The following is a 537-nucleotide window of genomic DNA, read 5'->3' as shown; positions in this document are numbered from 1 at the left end:
CCACCCGCACCACCGGCACCCGCGCCTGCTCCGGCGCCTGCTCCGGCGCCGCCTCCGGGTGGGGGCGGCGGAGTTCCGCCCCCACCACCGCCGGGCGGGGGTGGGGGCGGGTTCCCCCCGCCGCCACCGCCTCCGGGTGGAGGCGGATCATCCCCACCGCCACCACCGCGGCCGCCTCCGTCGTCGAGGATCTTCTTCGGGCCGTCGCCGGAGGGCGTGGCCGGGACGGGGACGGGCCGGTTCATGGCGTTCTTGGCCTCTTGTTCGGCGCCCATGGTGTTGTAGAGGTCGAAGCCGAGGAAGGAGATCACGCGATAGACCATGTACGGCGCGAACGCGGCGATTGCGAGCATGACGATGCCGGTGATCGGTTCGGTGATCGCCGTCAGATCGGCCTCGATGGGGGTGGCCATCTGGGTGATCGCGATCAGGAGCACGACCACCAGCACCAGCTTGCTGATGATCAGGGCGATCACGAACGCCGCCCATTTCCCGATCCACGACCGGCTCGCATCCCACGCCGCCCCGGCGAACGCG

At 71.5% G+C, this 537-nt stretch carries 1 pseudogene; it reads right to left on the bottom strand.

Features of this window, described 5'->3' with window-relative positions:
• Window positions 1-537: pseudogene (locus N864_RS25360) on the bottom strand (conjugal transfer protein TrbL); the annotation flags it as partial.

It is taken from the genome of Intrasporangium chromatireducens Q5-1 (genome assembly GCF_000576575.1).
Lineage (GTDB): Bacteria > Actinomycetota > Actinomycetes > Actinomycetales > Dermatophilaceae > Intrasporangium_A > Intrasporangium_A chromatireducens.
This window is presented reverse-complemented; position numbering and strand designations above follow the sequence as displayed.